Genomic DNA, 20,799 nt, shown 5'->3' on the forward strand with positions numbered 1-20,799 from the left:
GGGGCATTTCTGGTTCGGGCAGCTTGCCCAGTACAAAAAATTAAAAAGACACCCATTAAAATTAAAAAAATTAAATTAAAAAGACACCCATAAATTTGCTTTACCATCCACCTGGTCTACTTTTTCACCCATCACTGATTTTTTACCCAGACAGGTGAGTTCATGGCTCAGGCCCGCAATACTCTGATTGACCCCGGCTCAACGCCTTATTACCACTGTATGGCAAGATGTGTTCGTCAGGCTTACCTCTGCGGAGAGAACCACCTGACTGGCAAGAATTACGAGCATCGCCGCCAATGGGTGGTGGATAAACTTCAGGAACTGGTTTCAGTCTTTGCTATCGAAGTTTGCGCTTACGCTGTCATGTCGAATCATTATCATGTGGTTTTGCATATCAATCAGTCATCTGCCAGGAGCTGGTCACGGAATGAAGTGCTGCATCGTTGGACGACCTTGTTCAGAGGTCCACTTCTGGTGCAAAGGCATCTGGCTGCTGACAAACTGAGCAGCGCTGAATTGGCCCGTATTGATGAATATGCTGAGGAATACCGGCGTCGTTTAACGGATATCAGCTGGTTTATGCGCTGCCTGAATGAATATCTTGCTCGTGAGGCCAACAAAGAAGACGAATGTAAAGGACGCTTCTGGGAAGGACGCTTTAAAAGCCAGGCATTGCTGGACGAAGCAGCGTTACTGACCTGCATGACCTACGTTGACTTGAATCCGATTCGGGCTGGTAAGGTAGAAACACCGGAAGAATCAGACTACACGTCGATTCAGGAACGCGTGGAGCAGGTTACACACTCTGAGACTAAAAATCAGCCGCTGACCCTGAAACTTTTTTGTTTGCAGGGCCAGAATACGGATGTTGCCCTTCCATACCTTCTTCACGATTATCTGGAACTGGTTGACTGGAGTGGCCGCATTGTCAGGGCAGACAAGAAAGGTTCCATCCCGTCGTGTACCCCTCCGATTCTTCAAAGGTTGGACATTGATCCGGATGAGTGGCTGAAAACCATGCAATGGAATAATCGTTTTTATCGGGCAGTTGGCCGTCTGGAGGCGATGAAGGCTTATGCACTTGAAGCCGGACAGAAGTGGCTTCGAGGTTTAAACGCCTGCAGTCGTTTGTACCTGACAGGTTAGCGTAGAAATCAGTTAAGACGTCAAAGACCCTCTCTTTATCTCTCTTCGACTTATGTCGGAATGAATTTGCATTGTCTGAATTATGGCTTGAACAGCCTCTGTTCGTTGGGTGGCGCTGTGTGGCTCGTTGATACGCTACTTGAAGATAGATTTTTCTGATCCTTTTTGGGAGTACAGATTTTTGAATGTCTTATTTTTTTTATTTTTTCCCTTGAAGAGACATTTTTTATGGGTGTCTTATTTTTTTTTGTCTGAATTATGGCTTGAACAGCCTCTGTTCGTTGGGTGGCGCTGTGTGGCTCGTTGATACGCTACTTGAAGATAGATTTTTCTGATCCTTTTTGGGAGTACAGATTTTTGAATGTCTTATTTTTTTATTTTTTCCCTTGAAGAGACATTTTTTATGGGTGTCTTATTTTTTTTCTGACGAGGCCTTTTTTTTATGGGTGTCTTATTTTTTGTTAAGAAGGGTTTTTGTTCTGTTCATGGGCTGCTGCACCGGATGGCTTAGAATGATCCTCACTCAGACAATTTTGACGCCATTGCTCGATCGCACCGTCAGGACCCGCATTTAATACTAACAATGCCAGTGTCTGAAAAAGACTATCAGGGGATAATACAAAATTTTCAGGGATATTGGGGGCTGCACGGCTAAATACTTTTACGGCAAACTCCAGATTTCTCAGCGATTCATCCACCTGTGCACCAGGACTTACTGGCGCTGCTGATTGGGAAGGCATTGTGCGATGCAGAAGATCTTCATTTTCAGCTTCTTCCCCACACATTGGGCAGAACGAGAAGTCTTTTCGATTGTAATTGAAGCCGCATTTGTGACAAGTCAAAGCCAGTAGTTGTAAGGGCAGCAACAGTAAGCAGAGCAACACAAGAACGACAGTGTACTGGCAGGTTGAACCGGAAGGTTTAGCAATTAAAAACAAGTTTCACCTCACCTCTCTTAATTAAATTTTGCTGTCTTTTGATAAAGCTGAGAGAGAATCAACCGCAGCACTTTTTGTATTTTTTGCCACTGCCGCAGAGACAAGGGTCGTTTCTTCCAGGCAGTCTGGCAGGTATATCCGGATAAATAAAATACCAGTGACCCTGTTCCCTGATGAAGTCTGAGTGCTCATGGTGCGCTTCTTCCCTGCCGGTGGCGGGGTTCAGGAACCAGGCTTTGAATTCCACTTTTCCCCGGCTGTCAGCACTGCCGCCAGCTTCAGTGCTGACCACGTCCAGTCGGGTCCACCGGGTGGCGTCTGTCTCTCGGTGAATGTCGGCTTTATCCAAGCCATTGATCTGGCGCTGCCAGGTGGTGGCCAGCAGATAATCCGTGTTTTTAAGATAATAGGCTGAAAAGCGGGAACGCATCAGGGCTTCTGCGGTTGGAGCCGCTTGCCCCGAATGGTAAGGGCCACAGCATGCTTTATAGGTTTGGCCTGAACCACAAGGGCAATGGTTGATAGAGGCGTCTGAATAAGGATGTTTGTGCTCAAGGCTGTTTTTAAGCTCAGGGCTGTTTTCAGTCATAGAATTCTTCGAGCAGGAGTGATGGGTTTTCGATAGAATATCATTTTACTTAAATTACAGGATCAGATACATGGGCTTTGGCAAAGCGGTGGTGGTTTTATTCTGGCTTTCAGCACTGTGGAATCTCTTTGTGCCCGTGGCAGAACCCATGGGGTCCGTATTGAATTGGGCTGCGCCCCTGTTGCTGCTGTTGCACACGGCAGAGCATTTCTTCTTCAGTCGCCGTTTTGCCGCTATGGGCGCGCCGCTGTCCATGAAAGATCGCTACATGATTCTGATCTTTGGCGGCTTTCACCTGATGAGTCTGATGAAAAAAATTCCAACCCAGCCGGTGGGTGATCAGCACAGTGCTTGAAGATTCACAGAAAAAAAAGATCCAGAAGGCTTACAGCACGTTTCTGACCAGCAAAAAGCTGAAGGCCCGGCCCGGTCAGAAACAGATGATTGCAGAAGTCGCCCGTTCCCTGGGTGAGGTCAAGACCGACAGTGAAGGGCGCAGAACCTCGGATCCTTCCGTGATTGTCGTCGAGGCTGGTACCGGTACCGGTAAAACGGTGGGCTATGTTCTGCCTGCTGTGGTGATGGCGCAGGCTGCTGATAAAAGACTGGTAATCTCTACAGCCACTGTGACGCTGCAGGAGCAGATTATCGGCAAGGACCTGCCCGATATTATCCTGAAAACCGGACTTAAGTTCTCTTTTACCCTGGCCAAGGGTCGTGGGCGGTATGCTTGTCTTAGCAAGCTTGATCGGTTGTTGCAGGAAGAGCAGTCAACGGCCTCATTAATGGATATGTTTGCCGCAGAAGGTTTCACACTGGCGCAGGACGAGACTTCCCTGAAGCTCTATCAAACTATGTTGGAAGACTTTGCCGCTTCCAGTTGGGAGGGTGATCGCGACAGCTGGCCCGATGCATTGGAAGATCAACAATGGCGAATGATTACCACGGATCATTCCCAGTGCAGTGGCCGCCGCTGTGGCTATTTCAATCAGTGTCCTTTCTATAAAGCCCGGGCAGATCTTGAACAGGCCGATGTGGTGGTAACCAATCATGATCTGGTGCTGGCTGATCTGGCCCTGGGCGGTGGCGCTATTCTGCCTGATCCGAAAGATACCGTTTACGTCTTCGATGAGGGCCATCATCTGCCTGACAAGGCGATCGATCATTTCGCCTGTCATTCGAGAATAAAAGGAACGGCCAGCTGGCTGGAGAAAGCCAGTAAGTCTCTACAGAAAACCCTGTCCCAAAACGCCTTGCCCGGTGAGTTGGGTGAAAGACTCGAAAAACTCATGCCTGAGTTTGATGAACTGGTGAATGCCCTGGGTCACACCCATACTCTGTTACAGGGTGTTGCAACCTTTGAACCTCGAATTCAGGGTGATACGACGGTTGCTGTCTATCGCTTTGAGCAAGGGAAAATACCTGAAGCACTCCGTCAGCAGGCTGAAGTACTCAAAGCCGTTTTCAGTCGTTGCAGTGGTATGGTAGAAAAAATTACCAGGGAACTGGACGATGCCATGGACGGTGATGTCCCGGGTATTGACCGTTGGCAGGCCGAGCAACTGTATCCGGAAATGGGTGCAATGCAAATGCGTCTGGAAAACCAGTTTAAGCTCTGGTTGACCTACACCATGAAAGACCCTGAGGGTGAGCCACCCAGTGCCCGCTGGCTGAAGTGGAGTGAAGGGCCCTTTGGTGAGGAACTGGAGGTTTTCAGCAGCCCAATACTTTCTTCGGCAACACTCTGGCAGACGCTCTGGAATCCGGGTTATGCATCGATTGTTACGTCGGCCACACTCACTTCATTGGGCAACTTCAATCGTTTCCGCATGCGCTCAGGGGTTCCGTCTGAATCCCGTTGCGTTGTGGTTCCCAGCCCTTTTCAGCACAGTCTCGCTGCACAGCTGGTGGTACCGGGTATGTTGTCTGATCCTCGTCAGAGTGAAGAGCACACGGAAGAAATCGTTGAGAAGCTGCCCGATCTGATGGCCAGACAAAAAGGTACGTTGGTACTTTTTTCATCACGCAAGCAGATGAAAGATGTGCATTTTGGTCTCGATGATGCCTGGCGCAAGAAGATCCTTTTGCAGGATGATTATTCCCGGGCGGAACTTCTGAAACTGCATCGCAAGCATATTGATGAAGGCAAAGACAGTATTCTCTTCGGTCTGGCCAGTCTGGCGGAAGGGATCGACCTGCCTGGTGAATATTGTGAGCATGTTATTATCGCCAAAATTCCTTTTGCGGTTCCCGATGATCCTGTGGAATCGGCACTGTCAGAATGGCTTGAGGCTCAGGGCCGGAATCCGTTTATGGAAATAACCGTTCCAGATGCAGCCATCAAGCTGGTACAGGCCTGCGGTCGTTTGTTAAGAACAGAGCAGGATACCGGCCAGATCACCCTGCTGGATCGAAGAGTGGTCACAGCGAGGTATGGTCGTATGATTCTGGACTCTCTGCCGCCTTTCAGAAGAGCCATAGAGCATACAGTTTTCTGAATCTTGCAGAGAGCGTTGCTTCTGCTGTCGATGGGGTTCATCGACGGCAGAAGCAGTTGCCGGATGCCAGCTTTTGACTTTGTTCCGGCTTCGCCATCTTTTTACAGCAGTTCAAAACGGTTGTTTTGTTCTGTCGATGTTTTTTCATCCTCCGCAGACTCTTCTTCGGTGTTTGTCTCTTCATTTTTAGCCATCAGGCTTTGAAGGATCAGAACCTTCTCGCTTTTATTGCTCTCATCCTGCTTTGGCTCTTCTTCATCAGCAAAGCCGGACAGGGCTACAGCGGTCAGGGGCAGTATCAGGGCCAGGGCCGTCAATTTCTGTTTGATCATGATGTACACCTCTTGTTGGTTGCTTTTTTTCTGTTCTCATTACATTTGACTGCCAGATGCTGAAAAGGTTCCCTGAATAGTCTCCTGGCCAGACATTCGGGGGCTAGCTTTTGTTTTTCTCTCATTCCAACACTTGGGCTGATCAGGTAGAATGTTCGGCTGTTTTTTATTGTGGAAATCATTCTTTCCTGTCACTGCCCGGGGCAAGCCATCCGGTTCTGTTCCTGTTCAGGCATTTGCCTTACTCATGGTCAATACCGGCAGCCGAAGTGATATTTCCCGATTTTTCATCGAACACTGAACGATATTGAGCGATAAACCATGCTTGAAGTAAACCCTATCAAGGAGCGTATTAAGGATCTGACAGCGCGTACTGACGTGCTTAGGGGGTATCTTTGACTACGCTCACAAGAGTGAGCGTCTGCAGGAAGTAGAGCGGGAGCTTGAAGATCCGGATGTCTGGAATGAACCGGAGCGTGCCCAGGCCCTGGGCAAAGAGCGTTCCATGCTGGAAGGCATCGTTGCTACCATTGATCAGCTGACATCAGGCCTGGCAGATTCCATTGAACTGCTGGAAATGTCGGTAGAAGAGCAGGACGAAGACGGCGTCGAAGGCGTTGTGGAAGAGCTGGACCAGCTGGGCGAAAAACTGGCAGAGTTGGAATTCCGGCGTATGTTTTCCGGAGCAATGGACCCCAACAATGCCTATCTGGACATTCAGTCGGGTTCCGGTGGTACCGAGGCCCAGGACTGGGCCAATATGCTGTTGCGGATGTACCTGCGATGGGGTGAGCAGAAAGGCTTCAAAACAGAAATCATTGAAGTATCTGCGGGCGAAGTAGCTGGTATCAAGTCGGCTACGGTTCAGTTTACTGGTGAATATGCTTTTGGCTGGTTGAGAACAGAAACAGGTGTGCATCGTCTGGTACGAAAGTCTCCATTTGATTCTGGTAACCGTCGTCATACCTCCTTCTCATCGGTTTTTGTCTCTCCGGAGATAGACGATAATGTCGAGATTGAGATTAATCCGGCCGACCTTCGAATTGATACCTACCGCTCCAGTGGTGCCGGTGGTCAGCACGTAAACACCACCGATTCTGCGGTTCGTATTACTCACGAGCCCTCCGGTATTGTGGTGCAGTGTCAGAATCAGCGTTCCCAGCATCAGAACAAGGACAAGGCTATGCAGCAGTTAAAAGCCAAGCTGTATGAGCTGGAGATGCAGAAGCGCAGTGCTGACGCCCAGGCTCTGGAAGATTCCAAGTCCGATATTGGTTGGGGCAGTCAGATTCGTTCCTACGTTCTGGATGATTCCCGAATCAAGGATTTGAGAACCAGCGTGGAAACCCGAAATACCCAGGCCGTTCTTGACGGAGATCTCGATAAGTTTATCGAGGCAAGTCTCAAGAAAGGCCTTTAAAGTCAGCCGTTGGCAGAGAACAGTTTACGCAAAAGTTTACGCAAAGGAGTAGCAGGCAACTGTTAACTCCCGCCCCCCCCTGGGGTTGAACCGGAGAAACTATGTTTGAAGAACAGATCTTAGATACCCAGGAAGAGAACCGGCTGGTGGCTCTTCGCCGAGAAAAACTCACTGCCATTCGTGCTGAACGGGTCGCTTTTCCAAACAAATTCCGTCGTGATGCACTGGCTGCTGATCTTCAAAAAGAGTTTGCAGATGCCAGCAAGGAAGCGCTGCTGGAAGCTGGAAAGAAGGTCAAGATAGCTGGCCGTATCATGCTGAACCGTGGTGCATTCATGGAAATTCAGGATATGTCTGGTCGTATCCAGGTGTACGTGAATCGCAAGGTGCTGGCTAAAGAAGTGCTGAAGGAAGCCAAGACCTGGGACCTGGGTGACATCATCGGTGCTGAAGGCACCCTGCAGCGTTCCGGCAAGGGGGATCTTTATGTCGACATGGAGCAGGTTGAGTTGCTGACCAAATCCCTGCGCCCATTGCCCGAGAAGCACAAGGGTCTGACTGACACCGAAATGCGTTATCGTCAGCGTTATGTGGACCTGATTACCCGCGAAGAGTCCCGGGAAGCATTTCGTGTTCGTTCCCGTATTGTTCAGGTGATTCGTGACTATTTCCATGAGCAGGATTACATGGAAGTGGAAACCCCGATGCTACAGGTGATACCGGGTGGTGCAAGCGCTCGTCCGTTCGTGACTCATCATAATGCGCTGGATATTGATATGTACTTGCGTATTGCTCCAGAGCTCTATTTGAAGCGTCTGGTGGTGGGCGGATTTGAACGAGTGTTTGAAATTAATCGGAACTTTCGTAACGAAGGATTGTCTACACGTCATAACCCTGAATTTACGATGATTGAGTTCTATCAGGCTTACGCAGACTACATTGATATGATGGATCACACGGAAGCCCTCTTTAAGCGTCTGGCAAAAGACGTGACCGGTGGAACCTCAGTGACTTACCAGGGTAAGGAGATCGATTTCGGCAAGCCATTTGTGCGTATGTCCGTTTTCGATTCTATACTGCACTTCAATCCGGATCTTGAGGCTGCTGACATCGATACGATTGATTCAGCAACCCGGGTTGCGGAAAAGCTGGGTATCGAGGTCAAGGGTACCTGGGGCCTGGGCAAGGTTCAGATCGAAATATTTGAGGAAACGGTTGAACACCGGCTGATGGATCCGACATTCATTACCGAATACCCGACAGAGGTTTCGCCTCTGGCTCGTCGTAATGATGACAATCCATTCATTTCTGACCGCTTTGAGTTTTTCGTGGGCGGTCGTGAAGTGGCCAATGGTTTCTCCGAGTTGAACGACTCTGAAGATCAGGCTGAGCGTTTTCATCAGCAAGTCACAGAAAAAGACGCTGGTGATGATGAAGCCATGCATTTCGATGCAGACTACATCAACGCTCTGGAGTACGGTTTGCCGCCAACGGCGGGCGAAGGTATCGGCATAGACCGTCTGGTCATGCTGTTTACTGATGCACCTTCTATCCGTGATGTACTGTTGTTCCCGCACATGCGACCCCAGCAGTAATCCCGGCTGGAATCATGGCAGACAGTTGATCTGTCTGCCTCCTAGCCTGCAGCCCAGTCTTCAGCGGCCATTGACCAAGCCTGGACAATGACACTTTAACCGTCATTTTCAGGCTGAAGTACAAGAAGATTGGCGTAGCTGAAACCTCTCTTTCAAGCGATGGTTTCAAACGTCTTAAGACTAACAGGCAACTGCAAGGCATTTAATCATGGAAGCAACGTACAGTGACGAAAGAAACTGCGTCCTAACGCAGATGGCCCGGAATGAAGGAGCAGCTCTCGGAAATGGAACTCTGAAATACCAAGGGCGTAAAACCAGTCGGGCCAATAGTGAACAGCGCCGTCGAACCATACTGGAGGCAGCACTGAGAATCGTAGTAAGAGATGGCGTTCGTGGTGTAAGACACCGCGCAGTCGCAAAAGAAGCTCAAGTACCTCTCTCTGCGACTACTTATTACTTCAAAGATATTTCCGACCTCATAACAGACACCTTTACCCTGTTTGTGGAAATGGGGGCTGAAACTTTCAAGGCATTCTGGGAAGAGTCTGATGATCAGCTGCAAAAAGCGCTTTCACTGCTGGATGACTCCAGTGATTCCAGGGATCAGTTTGTTGATCAGATGCTGGATCTGGCCGTTGATTATGTTGGCAACCAGCTGACTGAGCATCGTGATTACCTGATCGCAGAGCGGGCTTTCCAGCTGGAGTGCCTGAGAAATGAAAATTTGCGTCCCATCGCTTTTAAACATCAGACCTATCTGTTGAACAGCCTGACTTCACTCTTCAGGCGCACAGGCTCTTCACAGCCAGAAACCGATGCACAACTGCTTGCCTCGTTCATTGCGCAGGTTGAGTATGAGGGGCTGTTGCAGAAAGGTGGACTGGATATGACACCGATTAAAGAAAGACTACATCGCCAGATAATGTTGATGTTCAAACATTGATTAATCACGGACTGTCAACAGGCATTCTGTAAAGTTAAAAATACCGTACACCTCTCTGCTAACGGGTGTACGAAACTATTTTATCAAGTCAGTTTAACATCAATCGTATGTATAAGTGCCTGCCTTGTTGGTTCTGCCTCTCTGGGCGACGTCTTAATCGATCCTTCTGCGTTTCAATTCTGTTAACCTGCCCTGGCTATGGGGTCGTGGCTGTGCCACGAGGGATGAAGAAATCCACTCGCCACTATATGCAAAACCAACTGGTCAGTTACTTGCTGACTCGATTATCATTCAACTCTTATTGTTAATATTTACAGAACCGGGGAAGTCCTATGCAGGAAATCAGACTGGAGCCCTCCTGGAAGTCTCATTTGCAGAGTGAGTTCAACAAGGAGTATATGCAGGTTTTGCGTAGCTTTCTGTTGAATGAAAAGGCCGCTGGTAAAACGATTTATCCTAAGGGCAGTGAATATTTTCGGGCTATGGAGCTGACACCTTTTGAACAGGTCAAGGTGGTGATTCTTGGACAGGACCCCTATCATGGCCCGGGTCAGGCTCATGGACTTAGTTTCTCGGTGCGTCCAGATGTTCGTATTCCTCCTTCACTGATCAATATGTACAAAGAGCTGCAAAATGATCTCGGGATTCCCCCAGCCAGTCACGGTTGCCTCGAACACTGGGCTGAGCAAGGGGTTTTGCTGCTCAACAGCGTCTTGACTGTTGAACACAAGCAGGCTGCTTCCCATCAAAAGCGAGGCTGGGAGCAGTTTACCGACAGAGTGATTGCAGAGCTGAACAATAAGAGAGAAGGGCTGGTGTTTATCCTCTGGGGTAGTTATGCCCAGCGTAAAGGGCAATTCATTGACCGCAGCAAACATCGGGTATTGCAGACTGTGCACCCTTCGCCACTGTCAGCACATCGGGGCTTCTTTGGCAGCCGACCTTTCTCGCAGGCTAATGATTATCTGACTTCCAGAGGCGTTCAGCCCATCGACTGGCAGCTGCCATGATAGCGACTGAATGAGGACTCGAAAGTCCTCATCTTTTTTCAGATCGTCAGCTCACCAGAAATACTCTTTCCGACCAGTTCTCTGATCTCTTGTGTTGAGAGGCCTTTTGACAGTAAGTGATGAAGCTTACAGAACATGGCTTCAGTCGTGGTGTCCAGACCACCAGTTACCCCCGCTTTGGCCAGTGCAGAGCCTGCGGCATAACTGCCTTGATGGACAGCGCCCCTGTGGCATTGGGTCAGATTGACGATGATTTTTCCGGCATCTGTCGCCTTTTTCAGTGCGTTCAGCAGGGCCGGGTCGTCATCAGGGCCATTCCCTGCGCCATAAGTCCTTATGATAAAGGCTTTTTGAGGCTGGTTCAGGGCCGCTTCCAGCCACTGGGCTGTGATACCGGGGAAGAGTTGCACAATGCCGACCTGGGTATCTTCAGAGCATTCAAGATGAAATTCTGGTTTTTTTTCAGGCTTCAACAACAGTAGATCATTGATCTCGATATTGATATCGGCACGTCCCAACCAGGGGAAGTTGGGAGAGTCAAAAGCATCAAAAAGATAGGCGTTTTGTTTGCGAGCCCGGTTGCCGCGCATTAAACGACCGTTAAAGTACAGGCATACTTCATTGATGCGCTCATCAGCGGCGATACTCAGGGCGCCGACAAAGTTTTCCAGTCCGTCACTACGAGGTTCACACAGAGGGATCTGGGAGCCGGTAAAGACAACCGGTTTATCCAGATTGCGAAGCATAAAAGACAGCATGGAGCTGGAAAATGCCATGGTGTCGGTACCGTGCAGAACTACAAAACCATCGTAGTCTTCATAGTGATCAGCAATGTCCGTTGCTATCTGCTTCCAGTTTTTTGGGCGGATATTACTGGAGTCGATCAACTCCCCATACTCCACCAGGCCAAAGTCGGGCAGACCCTGACGGACATGGGGAGGCAGTTTTTCATCCAGAAGCGCCTGCATATTACCAGAGGGGGCATAACCCGAATCAGTGGGTTTCATGCCGATGGTGCCGCCGGTGTAAATAACGTAGATTTTCTTGGTCATAACAGCAATTTCAGGGGCTTTAATGGTTAATGAGTCGGTCTTTCAATCCTGATGAACGCAGGGTCTTCTGTTGAATGGCTTTGACCAGAATCTGCGGCAGTGCAAACAGATCCAGTCTGGCCTTGGCCCGGGTGATGCCGGTATAAACCAGTTCCCGGGTAAGAACCGGTGTCATCTGTTCTGGAAGTGCCATGACGGTGTGGGGGAATTCTGACCCCTGGCTTTTGTGTATGGTCATGGCAAAGACCGTCTGGTGCTCTGGCAAGCGACTGGGCAATAGATGTTTGAGGCTACCGTCGGGTAATTCAAAGACCACTTTCAGGCGGCCATTGCAATCAGGAAGAGCAATGCCAATATCACCGTTGTACAGGCCGAGGTCATGGGCATTTCGGGTAATCAGAACCGGGCGGCCCGGATACCATAAGCCTTCTGATGGAATCAGGTTGCTCCTTGCCAGAGCTGAGCGAATGCCATCATTGAGTCCTTCAACACCCCAGCGTCCTTCCCGCAATGCACAGAGCAAGCGAAAATGGTTAAAGGCAGCGAGAACTGTTTTTTCATCTTGCTGATCATTAATGGCCTGAAGATAGAGGGTATAGCCCTGTGCACAGAGTGACATCAGTTGGGAGTAGCTGCTATCGTCTACAGGGTGCAGGGCAATATCAGCAAATGTTTGCTGAAATATCTTCTTTATAAGTCTGGTGTCGCCTTTATTGACGGCTTTGGCCAGCGTGCCTATGCCCGATCGGTCATCAAATCGGTAACTTTTCTGAAGCTGACAGAAGCGGTCATTGATAGCCCGACTTTTTTCTGAAAAACAGGCTGTCATATCGTTCTCTTTTACTGTGGACATTTGTTGTCTTGTCCATGATTTCAGATCAAAGCCGGTTAATTGTTCCAGTGTATTAGCCTGGGCCTGTGAGTAACCACCTTCGGCAGCGGAACAAATATCACCCAGCACACTGCCAGCATCCACAGAAGCCAGCTGATCTCTGTCACCCAGCAGAATAACTCGGGCATGGTCAGGCAGTGCGTCCAGCAGCTGACGCATGAGTGTCAGATCAACCATGGAGGCTTCATCCACCACCAGAACATCCAGATGCAGTGGGTTGTTGGCGTTGTGGCGAAATTCCGGGCGGTTAGGGATAACACCCAAGAGCCGATGAATCGTTCCTGCCTGAGTTGGGATCAACTTACGCACCTCTTCATTGCAGTGAAGAGCGGGCAGGGCGCCCCCCATCGATTCAGTGAGCCGGGCAGAGGCTTTACCAGTGGGTGCCACCAGTCGGATGTCCGGTATTTTGTCACTCTTCAGTCCTTTCTCAACCAGCATGGCCAGCAGTCTTGTGACCGTTGTTGTTTTACCTGTACCGGGTCCACCGCTGATGATGACCAGGGGTTGAGTCGCTGCCATGGCCGCTGCAACTTTCTGCCAGTTCAGGCAATAGTGTTGCGGGATTGTTTGATCGAAAACCTTAAGGTCTCCAGTCTCTCTGGCAGACAGCAGCGTCTGGATACATTCTTGCCAGTCAATGGCCTCAGGAAATTCTACATCGAGCCATTTTATGAGGTATTCCTGGAGGGCTTTCGAATCGCTGGTATCGGGACGATTCTCAAGAAGAGCGGAATAGTTTCGCTGAAACAGCCGATCCAGAATGGCTCGGGTTTCCTGAAAGTCTTCTGACTGTTTTCCCTCTTTGAGCAGGTGTCGGGCAACCAGACACTCATGTTGCCAGTATCGATAGAGATAGAGTCGCTTAGCGTCCAGAATCAGAGGCGAATTGGTTTCACCCTTGCTGATAACCGGACTTGAGAGTAGAAGACTGATCAGCTTGTCTTCGGATTGACTGTCAATGTCTGCTAAAGCCCTGAGTGCATTGCTGTTTGCCAGACTCAATTCGAACAATGGCTTATGGAATAAATGACTGAACTCCAGACAGAGGTTGCCTCGACCCAGCTCATGACTGATGAGGGCTGCCACCATTACAACACAGGGCGTGTCGTCCAGTTCATGAATAAAACGGGCAAACTGGTAATCCAGGGGGCGAATCTTGCCTTGTTGGTAAAGATGCTTAATGGCATTGATCATGAAGAGACTCCGGTTTTGGTGGAGCCTTCTTCACTTAGGGCAGAGTCTCCATAAAAAAGACGATCCAGTTTTTCAATCAGGATTTTACTGGGGCGACAGTGGAAAATGCCCGGCTGGCCTGGCTCATCTTTTCGTATACCCCTGAGAAACAGGTAATAACCCCCCCCGAAATGTTGCTCAAAGTCATAATCTGGCAGCCTGCTACTCAGTAGCCTGTGCAATGCCAGTGAATAGAGCTGGTATTGAAGATCGTATCGGTGCTCAATCATGACTTTCTGCATGTTCTCCCGGGTGTAATCGACGAGCTGGTCACCCAGCCAGTTTGACTTGTAATCGAGAACATACCAGCGGCCATCTTGTTCAAAGGTCAGATCGATAAAGCCTTTTAACATGCCTTTCACGGTTACAAAGTCCAGTAATCCCGCCTCGGCTGACAGTCTGTCTTCTGACTGCAGGATGGCGTTTAGTTCCCTGGCTCTGAGCCTGCACACCGGCAGATAAAACTCCATCTCGACTTTTTTGCAACGCTTGGGCAGATCACCCAAAGTGAGTCCGTTGTCGTTCAATGGTGCTTTCAGGCAATGATCCAGCATATTTTCGAGGGTAGGGCACCACTTCTCATCAAAGCCTTCCATTTGCAATTGTTCGAGCACATAGCCAGATAAATCCCGGGGCAGGTCATTCAGTGTATCTGCTGTCAGATCTTCGAGGTTTTCGAACAGGGCGTGCAGAAAGGTACCGGGTCGAGCGCCTTTTGGAAATGTGAAAATATCCAATGTTTCCGCTTCGGGCTCTTGCTCATTGCTAAAAGCTGCTTCTGCCTCATTGGTTACTTCGATATCCAGACCGGCTGTTTCCAGAGAGGCATCAGGCTCCTGAGCTTTGTGGTGACTCTGCTCTTTTTTATGAGACTGCGAGGTTCTGGACAATGCGGAGTAGCTGGTGACCCACCAGTTCTTCTGGATGTCACCCCTGAACTCTTCTGCGACAAGATGAGGAGTCTCTTCAGATTCGCTCTGGTAATCAGGTAGCTGAAGGTCTTCAACGGGCTGGAAAGTAATGCCAGGGTGGCTTTCGGCCAGATGTTTCAGTTGTTGCTCCAGCGTCGCATAATCAAGCTCTTCAGGGCCGTTCAACAACCAGCCAATGGCGGTTCTGTGCAGATCGGTCAGATCACCTTTTCGTCCCGAACCACTTTTGACGGGAGCCATGCCCATGTAGCAACGATGAACTGAACGGGTGAGTGCTACATACAACAATCGAATGTCTTCAGCCAGTCTTTCTTCATCGGCTTTAATCAGGGCCTGATCATCACCAGACAGGTCTAAGGTGGTGTGCTGGCTGTCATGATAAACCGGCTCTTCCGCTTCCCTGAAACTGCAGATATGGGGCAAAAACACGACAGGGTATTCCAGCCCCTTGGATTTATGGATGGTGACAATCTGGACCCGGTTGCGTTCGCTTTCAAGATGCAGCTGCTGCTCATCGGCATGGGTGTCCGGCTTGCTGATGTGTTCAGACAGCCATCTCTGCAGAGCGTGGGGGCTCTGCAGCTCAAGGCTGGTTGCTGCCAGCAGCTCACCCACATGCAGCAGGTCTGTCAGACGTCGCTCGCCATGGTCTTTTGCTAACAGCTTTTCTGCCAGTTTGCGTTTTTGCACCATGACTCTGAGCATGGGCAAAACACCCTGCTTCATCCAGATCTGGTGGTAGTTGGAAAACTCTTCAACGGCTTCTTCCCAGGCAAGCTCATTTTCATTCAGTGCATCCAGGGCCTCAGCCGTCAGATCCAACAATGGCGTTGCCAGGGCGGATCTCAAGGTTCTGTCGTGGCCCGGATTGAGGCAGGCGGTGAGAATTCTCAGCACATCAACCGCTTCATTTGAGGTAAACACCGAGTCACTGCTGCTCAGATAAACACTGGGAATCCCCTGTTTTGCCAGGGCTTCCCTGATCATCAGGCCTTGTCGGCCAGTTCTTACCAGAATGGCAATATCTCCGGCTTTTAAAGACTTTTGCTGTTGGTCTGAATGAATGGCAGCCTGAGCCTGGCTCAGCAATCGGTTGACTTCACTGGCTGTCGCCAGAGTCATGGTCTGCTCATAATCTGTTTTGCCCACCGTAGTGCCTTCATTATCCTGCCACCAGATTGTCAGAGCCGGAACCTCAGAGTTTGCTTCCAACAGACGTTGACGGTCGGCTTTCGGTGAAGGTTTGACGGATAAAAAGGGAATGTCCTGGTAGATAAAAGGTGGGCGACCTGTGTCAGCGGATGTTTTGAGACATTGCTCAAAAATCCGGTTCACACTTTGCACCATATTGCTGCTGGAACGCCAGTTGGTATCCAGTGAGTAGTGAGCCGAAACCTGCTTTCTTGCCTGCATGTAAGTGAAAATATCGGCGCCCCTGAAAGCATAGATAGCCTGTTTTGGGTCGCCTATCATAAACAGCCCGGCATCACGGTTGGGGCTGGAATCACCGGGATAGATTAGGCTGAAAATAGCATACTGCAGTGGGTCGGTATCCTGAAACTCATCAATCATGGCCACCGGAAACTGGATTCGCAGCCTGTTTGCCAACTGTTCGCCGTAACCTTGGTGCAGTGCCAGATGGAGGCGGGTCAGAAGGTCGTTAAAAGACATCTGATGCTTCAGGTTTTTGATCGACAGGCTTCTCTGCTGAATGCTGGACAGGGCTCTGGCCAGCATCATGCTTTTGAAGGCATCCTGTATGCTGAAGGGCTGATCCAGCAGATCTTCGATGAGGCCAAAAACCCTGTGCCCGGGCAGCTGGCCTTTTTTGGACAGGGCCTTTTCCAGAATCTCCCTGCCATAGATTTCCCAGCTCTCGTTTTTACCAAGAACCGGGAAGAGGGCATCACTATCGGCAAAAGCCGCCATTTTAGCTATTCGCGTGAAAGGTTTGCTTCTTTTAGTGAGACCACAAGACAGCAGCTGATCTTCTATGGCATTGCGATCGTCACGCCATAAATTTCTGATGGCCACAGCGGGTTCAACAAACTTTTGGTTGAAACGTTCAAGGTTATCAGGCATTGCACCGGTTTTGATTTGCAGCCCCGGTTTACCCAATAGCCCTCGCAGATCGTTAAGCAGATCGCCGGGGGTTTTCCAGACAGATCGCGCCAGTCGTGCCAGAGGCTTGTCCAGTGGGTAAAGTTCGGTGCGCCAGAAGTCTGCGGCTGACTGCTCCAGCAGGTGGGATTCGTCGGTAATTAACTCATTGGTAAACAGCGTACCACTTTCAAAGGCATGTTGTTTCAGCATTCTCTGACAGAAGCCGTGTATGGTGAATACCGCTGCCTCATCCATCTGACGCTCTGCGGCCAGCAATAGTTTTGCTCTTTCTGAGTGACGATCAAGGTCGTTCATCAATGTTGCTATGAAGTCATCATCCTTCAGACCTTTTTCAAACGCTTCTCTGGCCTGGTGAAGCCGGGCACGAATTCGGTCTCTCAGCTCTTCAGTGGCTGCCTCGGTGAAGGTGACTACCAGGATCTGGTCCACTGTTAAAGGCTGACAGTGGGCTGATATTTTATGGTTATGCTCAGGTCCGTGGCCAAGGACCAGCCTGAGGAAAAGGTTGGCAATTGTGTAGGTTTTGCCTGTTCCTGCACTGGCTTCGATCAAGCGGTTTCCATGCAGGGGGAAGGTTCGGGCATCCAGCTGTAGTGGTGGATTGGCTATTTCTGCCATGGGCTGGCTTTCCGCTGCAGGCTGTTGAGTGGTATCAGTCATTTGCGGCTTCCTTTTGAAACCACTTCTATCGTCCGGGCCATGGGCTCAAGAATAAGACGACTCAGGTTAGTAAATTCGTCAAAGATGGGTTCCAGTTCAGGAAACGTCCTGTGGATGTATACATTCTCAACTTCGCCATAAATCTTAAAACCCCCATAAAAGGCCGTTTCAGCCGCTTTGCGTGCTTTTTCTTCGTCGTCTTCTTTTTCCAGCCACGCCTGTGAGGTGGTTGGGAAGAAGGGAACAGGTCGGGTTTGCCCCTGCAGGTAGAGAGACACCAGATCGCCAAGGTAGGCTCTGGCCTGTTGTCGGGCAATGGGGGTAAACAGGATCTCATCATCCAGTCCCATTAACCGGGTATGGCCACCGCTATGTGATTCACTTTCCAGGGAAGCGCAATACAAGAGATGTTCAATCCAGGCGAAGAGTTTGTCTTTTGCCTTAAGCCCTGCAGCCCGGTAGCGCAGCAATCCGGAATTCTGACCTGCAAATGAGTAATGCTGTTTCAGCCAGCCAGTGACCTTGATACCGGCTACTGACAGATTAACCTCAACATCATCCAGGGGGGCAAGGGTGGCATCTTTCAGCTTTTCCACGAGTGGTGAGACGGTATTCTGCTGGTCTTCCAGAAGCAGCTCACCAAAGGCACCATGGGGTAGTGTGCCAGTGGCGTTTAATTTTTCCCGGAGGCTGTCCAGCCTGTTATCTGCAAGAAGAGTGTCCAGCATGGACGTTTTGAGCCAATAGGTGTCCAGTGCATCCAGGGCAAAAGGTTCGGTTTCCACCAGCAGGGTGTCTTCCTGCTCGAAGAAAACTTTTAATCTTCGGTTACAGAAATATTGGCTGGGATTACGAAAGAATCTCAATAATTCCGGGACTTCAAGTGCTTCCGGCGTTTCTCGAGTGCTTAGTGGTGAAGCCAGAAAAGGAGCGGATGATTCAGTAGGATTGTTGGCATTCGGTAACCACTCTTTGGCGTAACTGAACAGACCGCTGTCCGGGGTGAAGTTCTCCTGACTGAAGGGTTGTAGCCGGTGTTCTGTGATCAGGTTCTGAAAAGCTTCACTATCGGTGAAAAACTGGCTGCAATATTCCTGCAGTTCCGTTACCAGTACTGAGGGTATACGTTCACTGTTGTCTTTAATGCTTCGACCCGTATAACTGATGTAGAGAGTCTGGCGGGCCGATAGCAAGGCTTCCAGAAACAGGTAACGGTCGTCTTCACGGCGAGAGCGATCACCCCGTCGGGGGCTTTCTGTCATCAGGTCAAAACCGGCTGGAGCAATGCTTCTTGGATAAGCACCGTCATTCATACCCAGCAGACACACCACTTTAAAAGGAATGGATCGCATGGGCATCAGGGTGCAGAAATTGACTCGGCCTGAAAGGAATTTCTGGCTGCTCCGTTCGCTGGTGAGTCGTTCTGTCAGGTAATCCAGTAAGACAGGCCGGGATAACCTGTCGCTATAACCTGCATCCCGAACTTGCTCTGTCAGGTGTTCCAGTGAGCTTCGGACCAGTTTCAGTGCGTATTCGTCTTCTTCATCGGGTTGAAAGAAGTTTTCCAGTATCTGATTGATAAAAAGTGTCCAGCTTTCAATGGAGCGAGATTCGTTAAGTTGCAGAATCAGTTCAGAGGCTTCTTCAACAAAAGCTGCCAACTTTCCGCTCAGAACCGCATTCATTCCCTGTGAAGAATCCATTGACAGTATGCCCGAGAAAAGTCCGGCATCTTCTGGCAGCGCATAACCCAGCAGCATCCGCTTGAGGCCAAAGAGCCAGGAGTTACTTTCTCTTGGCGGGACGCCAAAGCCACTCTGGTGTTCAGGGCTTAATCCCCAACGAATGCCTGATTCAGCGATCCATCGGCGCAGGAGTTCAAAGCCCTTTTCATCAATCTGGAAGCGTCTCTGAATGGCTGGAATTTCCAGCAATTCCAGCATTTCCTGGGCACCACAGCGCTGATTGTCCAGGTCAAGCAGCTCCAGTAAGCCTTTCAGCAGAGGAAACTCCTGGCGGGCGCTTCGATCTGAAATAGCAAAGGGGATATAGCGTGGATTGTTGTGATGATCCGGCAGTCCACCAAAAACAGCCTGAATCCAGGGGCTGTATTGATCTACATCAGGCAGCATGACAACAACATCTCTGGGTGTGAGATCAGGATTTCGTTCAAACAGTCTTAACAACTGGTCATGAAGAACTTCCACTTCCCTGAGCGCACTGTGGCAGTTATGGAAAACCAGAGACTGATCATCAGGGGCTATAGTGACGGGACCTTCAAGAGTTCTGTCGGTCAGGTCCAGGATATCTTTCTGAATTCGGTGCAGCAGTGAATCTTCCTGACCATCAACAAAGGCCATGATCTCGGTTGCGTCCAGGTCATGCAGCTGATGCATGTAATCTCTGCCCAGCTTGCCCATGGAGGCTAACAGGGGGTTGCTTTGCTCATCAACCAGGGATTCGAACAGGTCAGTCTGTTGTGAAGCGCCCTCAGCTTTATGTGCCGTCGATTGACTGACCTGTTTACTGAAGAGCCGGGTTGCCAGTTTGGCCAGGTATTTAGGGTCTTTCTCGTCACCCCAATAGTATTGGCAGGGGTTGCAGACCATGAGATGGACGTCGGTTTGCTGACCCAGTGCTTTCAGGGTTTCTACAAAATGCGGGGGGAGTGCGGAAATTCCGAAAACAAATAACCTGCGGGGCAGGTCTTGTTTGTGAAGAAAGTGTTTATGAGAGTCGTTCTCCAATGCGCTCAAAAAACTTTGATGCATATTGGCCCGATGCCAGTGTGACTGGCCCGCTTCCGACGTTCTTGAGACCAGTGCTCGCCAGAGCATAGGCTGCCAGAGCTGATCTCTTGCTGTCTTATCCTTTCCCTGTTCCCAGTCAGCGATCCATTCCGGTCGATAGACCAGATATTGGTCAAAAATATCCGCTACCTTGCCTGCCAGCTGGTAACAGCGCACGGTGTCGCCATCATCGGCCAGATAGTGCCTGAGAGGCTTGAAGGCCTCTTCTTCCAGCATGTCGGGCAGCAATGACATCAGCTTCCAGGTCATGGCTTCCTTATTGAAGGCTGAACGTTCCGGGACATCCGGTAACACCTTGACGAACATGTCCCAGAGAAAACTGGCTGGCAACGGAAAATTGAGAGATGCCGCGATGCCCATGGATTGAGCCAGCTCCTGCCGAAGCCACTGGGCCATGCCGGGGCTCTGAACAAGAATCTGTTCGTCTTCCAGTGGGTTGGGAAGAGGATCCCGCTGTATCAGGCCAATCAGCAGGTCTTTAAGCAGGTCAAGCTGGTTAGAGTGATAAATAGTGAACACGAAAGGAAAATCAGCCCGTATTTATGAAGGTTCTAACTCTTCATGTTCTGGTGGGTTATGTCAACACAAATGGAGGAGTACCAAGACTTTAAGTTAAAAAACA

At 49.9% G+C, this 20,799-nt stretch carries 15 protein-coding genes; 8 read left to right on the forward strand and 7 right to left on the reverse strand.

Annotation, left to right across the window (positions count from 1 at the left end):
- Nucleotides 1–162 precede the first annotated feature (162 nt).
- The gene (locus ACOMG9_RS10170) at nucleotides 163–1,146 is read left to right on the forward strand and encodes a transposase (protein ID WP_494530211.1); all 984 of its coding nucleotides are present in this window, start codon (nucleotides 163–165) and stop codon (nucleotides 1,144–1,146) included.
- Between the two features lie 461 nt (nucleotides 1,147–1,607).
- Here the strand turns inward: ACOMG9_RS10170 and ACOMG9_RS10175 are convergent, their stop codons facing one another.
- Nucleotides 1,608–2,084, reverse strand: a complete 477-nt coding sequence (locus ACOMG9_RS10175) for a hypothetical protein (protein ID WP_448216801.1) — start codon at nucleotides 2,082–2,084, stop codon at nucleotides 1,608–1,610.
- 58 nt (nucleotides 2,085–2,142) lie between these two features.
- Nucleotides 2,143–2,673 (reverse strand): YchJ family protein, encoded by a 531-nt coding sequence (locus tag ACOMG9_RS10180; RefSeq protein ID WP_422137834.1) that lies wholly within the window; start codon nucleotides 2,671–2,673, stop codon nucleotides 2,143–2,145.
- Between the two features lie 70 nt (nucleotides 2,674–2,743).
- Here ACOMG9_RS10180 and ACOMG9_RS10185 point away from each other — a divergent pair, with 70 nt between their 5' ends.
- Together ACOMG9_RS10185 and dinG are read left to right on the forward strand one after the other, a co-directional pair.
- A complete protein-coding gene (locus ACOMG9_RS10185) occupies nucleotides 2,744–3,028 on the forward strand; it encodes a DUF1145 domain-containing protein (protein ID WP_422133512.1) in 285 nt (94 codons plus the stop codon).
- Complete coding sequence (dinG, locus tag ACOMG9_RS10190) at nucleotides 3,021–5,171, forward strand: ATP-dependent DNA helicase DinG (RefSeq protein WP_494530212.1); 2,151 nt, start codon at nucleotides 3,021–3,023, stop codon at nucleotides 5,169–5,171. Before ACOMG9_RS10185 ends, dinG begins: the two co-directional genes overlap by 8 nt.
- A gap of 101 nt (nucleotides 5,172–5,272) precedes the next feature.
- On the opposite strand, the gene ACOMG9_RS10195 is transcribed toward dinG, so the two are convergent.
- Nucleotides 5,273–5,503: a hypothetical protein gene (locus tag ACOMG9_RS10195; RefSeq protein ID WP_448216803.1), complete on the reverse strand. Its 231-nt coding sequence runs from the start codon at nucleotides 5,501–5,503 to the stop codon at nucleotides 5,273–5,275.
- Nucleotides 5,504–5,654: 151 nt separating this feature from the next.
- Between ACOMG9_RS10195 and ACOMG9_RS10200 the strand changes: the two genes are divergently transcribed.
- From ACOMG9_RS10200 to ung, 5 genes are all read left to right on the forward strand, one after another.
- Nucleotides 5,655–5,804, forward strand: coding sequence for a hypothetical protein (locus ACOMG9_RS10200; protein ID WP_448216804.1), 150 nt, complete (start codon nucleotides 5,655–5,657; stop codon nucleotides 5,802–5,804).
- Nucleotides 5,805–5,824: 20 nt separating this feature from the next.
- Nucleotides 5,825–6,923 (forward strand): peptide chain release factor 2 gene (gene prfB / locus ACOMG9_RS10205; protein WP_448216805.1). Its coding sequence is split into 2 segments (ribosomal slippage): nucleotides 5,825–5,899 and nucleotides 5,901–6,923, totalling 1,098 coding nucleotides; the frame shifts between segments, so codons are not numbered across the junction.
- 101 nt (nucleotides 6,924–7,024) lie between these two features.
- Nucleotides 7,025–8,518, forward strand: coding sequence for a lysine--tRNA ligase (gene lysS, locus ACOMG9_RS10210; RefSeq protein WP_448216806.1), 1,494 nt, complete (start codon nucleotides 7,025–7,027; stop codon nucleotides 8,516–8,518).
- A 208-nt stretch (nucleotides 8,519–8,726) separates the two neighbouring features.
- Nucleotides 8,727–9,461, forward strand: a complete 735-nt coding sequence (locus tag ACOMG9_RS10215) for a TetR/AcrR family transcriptional regulator (RefSeq protein ID WP_422133518.1) — start codon at nucleotides 8,727–8,729, stop codon at nucleotides 9,459–9,461.
- Between the two features lie 332 nt (nucleotides 9,462–9,793).
- Nucleotides 9,794–10,471, forward strand: a complete 678-nt coding sequence (gene ung / locus ACOMG9_RS10220) for a uracil-DNA glycosylase (RefSeq protein ID WP_422133519.1) — start codon at nucleotides 9,794–9,796, stop codon at nucleotides 10,469–10,471.
- A 38-nt stretch (nucleotides 10,472–10,509) separates the two neighbouring features.
- On the opposite strand, the gene ansA is transcribed toward ung, so the two are convergent.
- From ansA to recC, 4 genes are read right to left on the reverse strand one after another with little or no spacing between them, the layout of a single operon-like run.
- Nucleotides 10,510–11,523, reverse strand: a complete 1,014-nt coding sequence (ansA, locus tag ACOMG9_RS10225; RefSeq protein WP_494530213.1) for an asparaginase — start codon at nucleotides 11,521–11,523, stop codon at nucleotides 10,510–10,512.
- A 19-nt stretch (nucleotides 11,524–11,542) separates the two neighbouring features.
- Nucleotides 11,543–13,612 (reverse strand): exodeoxyribonuclease V subunit alpha, encoded by a 2,070-nt coding sequence (gene recD, locus ACOMG9_RS10230; protein ID WP_448216808.1) that lies wholly within the window; start codon nucleotides 13,610–13,612, stop codon nucleotides 11,543–11,545.
- Entirely contained in the window at nucleotides 13,609–17,367 is a 3,759-nt protein-coding gene (gene recB, locus ACOMG9_RS10235) for an exodeoxyribonuclease V subunit beta (protein WP_494530214.1), read from the reverse strand. The genes recD and recB overlap by 4 nt, the downstream gene beginning before the upstream one ends.
- Nucleotides 17,364–20,696, reverse strand: a complete 3,333-nt coding sequence (recC, locus tag ACOMG9_RS10240; RefSeq protein WP_494530215.1) for an exodeoxyribonuclease V subunit gamma — start codon at nucleotides 20,694–20,696, stop codon at nucleotides 17,364–17,366. Before recC ends, recB begins: the two co-directional genes overlap by 4 nt.
- Nucleotides 20,697–20,799: the final 103 nt, after the last annotated feature.

It is taken from the genome of Endozoicomonas sp. PH6C (genome assembly GCF_059322965.1).